The 4,355-nt window shown below is 29.2% G+C and carries 7 protein-coding genes; all 7 read right to left on the reverse strand.

Annotation, left to right across the window (positions count from 1 at the left end):
- Positions 1–227: 227 nt before the first annotated feature.
- The gene (locus IPH62_19990; GenBank protein ID MBK7107553.1) at positions 228–428 is read right to left on the reverse strand and encodes a hypothetical protein; all 201 of its coding nucleotides are present in this window, start codon (positions 426–428) and stop codon (positions 228–230) included.
- Positions 429–475: 47 nt separating this feature from the next.
- Positions 476–718 (reverse strand): hypothetical protein, encoded by a 243-nt coding sequence (locus IPH62_19995; GenBank protein MBK7107554.1) that lies wholly within the window; start codon positions 716–718, stop codon positions 476–478.
- A gap of 1,166 nt (positions 719–1,884) precedes the next feature.
- Positions 1,885–2,031: a hypothetical protein gene (locus tag IPH62_20000; GenBank protein ID MBK7107555.1), complete on the reverse strand. Its 147-nt coding sequence runs from the start codon at positions 2,029–2,031 to the stop codon at positions 1,885–1,887.
- 35 nt (positions 2,032–2,066) lie between these two features.
- Positions 2,067–2,462: a hypothetical protein gene (locus IPH62_20005; GenBank protein MBK7107556.1), complete on the reverse strand. Its 396-nt coding sequence runs from the start codon at positions 2,460–2,462 to the stop codon at positions 2,067–2,069.
- 309 nt (positions 2,463–2,771) lie between these two features.
- Positions 2,772–3,125, reverse strand: a complete 354-nt coding sequence (locus IPH62_20010; protein ID MBK7107557.1) for a hypothetical protein — start codon at positions 3,123–3,125, stop codon at positions 2,772–2,774.
- 2 nt (positions 3,126–3,127) lie between these two features.
- Entirely contained in the window at positions 3,128–3,283 is a 156-nt protein-coding gene (locus tag IPH62_20015) for a hypothetical protein (GenBank protein MBK7107558.1), read from the reverse strand.
- A 753-nt stretch (positions 3,284–4,036) separates the two neighbouring features.
- Positions 4,037–4,183, reverse strand: a complete 147-nt coding sequence (locus IPH62_20020) for a hypothetical protein (GenBank protein MBK7107559.1) — start codon at positions 4,181–4,183, stop codon at positions 4,037–4,039.
- Positions 4,184–4,355 lie beyond the last annotated feature (172 nt).

Consider the following 4,355-nt stretch of genomic DNA (forward strand, 5'->3'; position numbering starts at 1 on the left):
TAAATAATGGAAAGATCTTAAACTTTCTAAATAATATTTCTTTTTAGCTTCCAAAATTTGATTTATTCTAAAACATAAAACACAATTATTTTCCTCAAGTCCATATTCAACATGCCATGAGACAACAACTTCATCTCCAACGTATTGATAAATTTCACCGTTGCTTGCTGTAATTGGTTCAGTTATATCACTATAAGTTCGTTTAGCAAATAAAATAATTTTGACTCCTATTTTTCTGCAATAGTTGTTGCGGATTTTAAATCCAGAAACATAAATATTCTTTCTTCTTGTCGAGGATGTAAATATTTCCCGGTAATAAATTTCCACAAAATCCCTTGTCCGAATTTATCTCTTACCTGAAGCATAAATTGTGTTACAGAAACCTGAATTGCCCAAATCAGCATGTAAACTAAATATGAAGGAGTCAAAAGATTAATTTTTACATTTTCTACAGCTTTAGCTAAGCTTCAAAAAATCAATATTGAAAATGTTGTACAATAAAAACTAAAATATATCCGAAAACCAAACCGCCGATTAAACCTAATAGACTGCTTCCAATAAAATCCGGCCAAAACTCATACGAACCGGAGAGTTTTTTAAACTCGATTAAATCATAAATAAAATAATATTGATTAATAAATGATAGTGCTGACGCAAGTGCCCAAAATACAGAAATGATAAACACTGTTTTAACTTTTTCCTGATTCTTGGTTTGCATTCTTATTTATACAATTCGCTAAATATTTTATTAAATAAATTTTATACTAGTTAAAATTCCCAAAGAATTTATTCTTTATACCGCTTCCAATTCCAAATTGGAACAGTAAATCTTCTTCATTAGAAAACTGAAAGTTGTGGAAGATTGCCGAAATCTTGCTTAATGGAATTATGAAAAGTCCAAACCATATCCGTTATGCCAAATTTTAGATGATTCATTTTTTCAAATATTCTACCGGAATTAAAAATCCGACAGCTCCAATTTTCAATGGGAGAAATGAATTTTCATAATTGTACAAATTCAATCTTAATTCCGATTGCATAAAAGAATTGAATTTCCGGTAAATCTATTATTTCTGAACTTTTAAATAAGTGTTTTGTCCAAGCATAAATTGATTGTAAAATGGAACTTTGCCAAATATTTCCCGCCGCCAACTTTCAAAACCAATTGTTAAAGGCAAAAATTGGGAAGGAAAATAACCTTCCGTAATTCCAAATATTTTTTGATAATTATCATTATAAAGATTTGTAAGAATTCCGTTTCTGTATTCTATAAAAAGATTTGTTCCGTTTGTTGGAAGTGCTGTTCTATTTCTGAAATCAAGATTTAAAATTTATACTTCCTTCAAATAAATTTATTTTATTTTTTTCCGATAAATTCATCAGTGCTTTGAATAGTATTTTTAGTTGAAAATTGTCTTTCATTGTTTTCATAATTAATATTTAATGAAACAAAACTTTTTTTTCCAAAAATCATAAATGGTTCCAACAGAAATTCCTTTTTTGATTCATATCTTGTTCTATAATAATCTGCGGCAAAAGCTGATCATCTTTAATTGTTTCATTTTCCCAAACCAAAAAAATATATATTGGGCAAAGGGTTATCGTAATGTCCATTTAATAATAAATCAGCCGCCAATTATTTGATGAAGTCTTAAATTATATTCTATATACTATAATTTTCATTTGTAGAAGCCCGCAATTTTATTTTGTGTTTTGCGCTATATTCATCTTTATCAAAATTGTGAGTTGTAAAACTTAAGTTAAAATTTAAAACAAAGCCGTCATCGGAACTATAAAAAAAATAAGGCAGAGGAAAATAAGTATCGTAAGTAAAAAGCTGTTCTATTATAATTGTACAACGATTTATTATATGGATTAACAACTTTAGTATTTCCGCTTATTTATCCACGTCTTTTTTACCTTATCATAAATTAAAGTTGATGCCGAAGAAACAGCCGAATCATTTATTGAATCTTTACCGGAACCGCTAATTATTCTTACTTGAATTGATTTATCAGAATTGCCAATCAACCCAAAATAATCATCTCCGCCTAAACCGTAAATCCTTATATCTTCTGTTTCATTTTGGAAAAATATTCTGGAATATAAAGTATCATCACGTTCGCCAATATTATTTTTATCAAAATTTCAACATTTACGCTTCCGTCATCATTTCTTAAAATTTCAAAATATTCATCTTTGTTTGATCCAATAATATCAACGTCCGGTGAAAGCATATCATAATATTCAAGGACATATTTTTCTAAATCTTTTATCCTTGTTTTAAGTTTATCCCCAATTTCCATACTTGAATTATTATAAATTTCTTCCGGCATATTCGTCATTGCAGAAGCAATTACTTCGTATGTAATTTTACTTTGAACAAAATTTACCGCATTAAGCCAATCTTGTTTGGAAAGATCGGAAGCAATAAATCTATCTAAATGTCTCGCCTGAAACATCAAACTTTTTATACCGATAATTTCTAGTTAAAATCTTCACCACTTTCTTAGCCCATTCTCTATCTGCCAACCAAGGGAAAACGCCGTCCCACCTTGAAAATACGTGATCTCTATCTCTCTGGCATAGGTTTAAAATAGTTTTTTGCCAAATTTATAACCAATCCATTTCCAATTGTCTTCGTGTTTCCCCAATCGCCGACGAGAATATCAATGATCTGGCAACAGCAAAATTTTTTGAATCTACACGATTATTATGATCATTATATAATTTTCCGAATAATTTATTACTCCTTAAAATTTCAGAAGAACCTAAAAATCCAATTTTCCCTTTTTCCGGATTTTGGGGATTTTCTTCCAGCATTCCGAGCATATTTGAAAATTCATTTTGGGAAACTTTCCGAGTTTAGGATTATCCGGCATAATAAATAATTTAGGGTGAGCGTGAATAATTCCCAATTTGTTTAATAAAATATCTGCGGCTAAAGCTCCGTATGGCTGCTGAGTTGTTGTTTGATCTTTAACAATATCTGCAACAATTGTGTTTCTCAAATTGTAATCAAGCGCCTTTATTGGATTTTTATTTACAGACCTAAAAGTATATCTAATTCCATCGCCTTTAAAACCAAAGATAAAGTCTGTCTTCCTCCGCCTTTTTTTTAACACATCTAAACCTCCTTTTTTTTTGTATCCAAGTTTAAATAAGGTACAACAATTTCAGTTGTCCAAGAATCGCGATAATGTTTTCCGAAAAATTCTTTAACACTTCCGGCTTTATATTCTTCACCAGCGGTAACTTTGCTTTTCTGCAGAGTATTTTTCAATAATTTTGTTTCAAACGGTTTTCTAAAATTTTATTATTTTTATTTTCGTTTGTTATTAATTCAAATTCTAGATTAATAATTTTCTGTTCACTAAATTCGTGGAAAATTGATTTTACATTTCCATCTGAATTACATACCAGTTCTATAATTCCGGGTTTGGATTTACTTAAAATATTTTTCCAATCCCAAAAGAGTATGAAGCAATTTCTTGAGTCTACTATTAATAAAATAATTTTCTACCAAATTTAAATATCTGCTGATTTTTTCATGTCCGCTTAAATACACCAACAAATTATTTTCGGAAATAATATTTTCAAGTAACTTTCTAATTGGCTCATAATTTTCATTGTAATATCTTCTGATGTTCCAATATTATTTTTGAAGGATTGATAAAAGCTGCCAATAATTGGAAGCGGCAAATACAAACCTTTTGCAAAATCTGTTAATGGAAAATATGTTTGTAAAATGGATAATATCCACCGTACTCACCGCCGGAATAAATTGGATATTGACCGGCAATTATTATTTGCTTTCCCGGATTTTCATTAATTATATATCTTCAAGTTCTTCTTTAAAATCATCTGTGGTAGAAACTTTACAATCTCCATCAATCGGTTCGGTGAATTTCATATGGATGATTCCACCATTGAGTATTTATTGTAATTAACAAAAACATTGTATAAGAGCTCAAATTCTTCTGGCCGGGACACCCTTTGTTAATCGCCCATTTAACATTTTTTTAAATTAAGTGATTTAATTAATTTTTTCTAACTTTTTTAATATTTTTAAACCATTCTCACCTGAGTTATCCCAATCTCTATCTCCGCCTAAATTATAAGTTTTCCATTTTCCTATATTTTGCGAATGAAGAAATGATATTTGAAACTCTGGCTGAATCATCTTGAAAGTGTTTCTCAAATTTGAGTTTACCAAATCCCATTAAATTAAAAATGTAAAATTGTGTTTCTGTTTTGATAAAAATTAATTAATTCTTTGAATAAATAAGTCAGAGTTTTTATATCAACCAATTTGAAGTTAGAAAAATACTGTGGGAAAGATTTTTGATTGCGCG

Source organism: Ignavibacteriota bacterium, from assembly GCA_016708125.1.
Taxonomy (GTDB): Bacteria; Bacteroidota; Ignavibacteria; order Ignavibacteriales; family Melioribacteraceae.

Coding starts and splice junctions, on each gene's coding strand:
- IPH62_19995 (MBK7107554.1), bottom strand. CDS start 718: ATGCAAACCAAGAATCAGGAAAAAGTTAAAACAGTGTTTATCATTTCT.
- IPH62_20005 (MBK7107556.1), bottom strand. CDS start 2,462: ATGTTTCAGGCGAGACATTTAGATAGATTTATTGCTTCCGATCTTTCC.
- IPH62_20020 (MBK7107559.1), bottom strand. CDS start 4,183: ATGATTCAGCCAGAGTTTCAAATATCATTTCTTCATTCGCAAAATATA.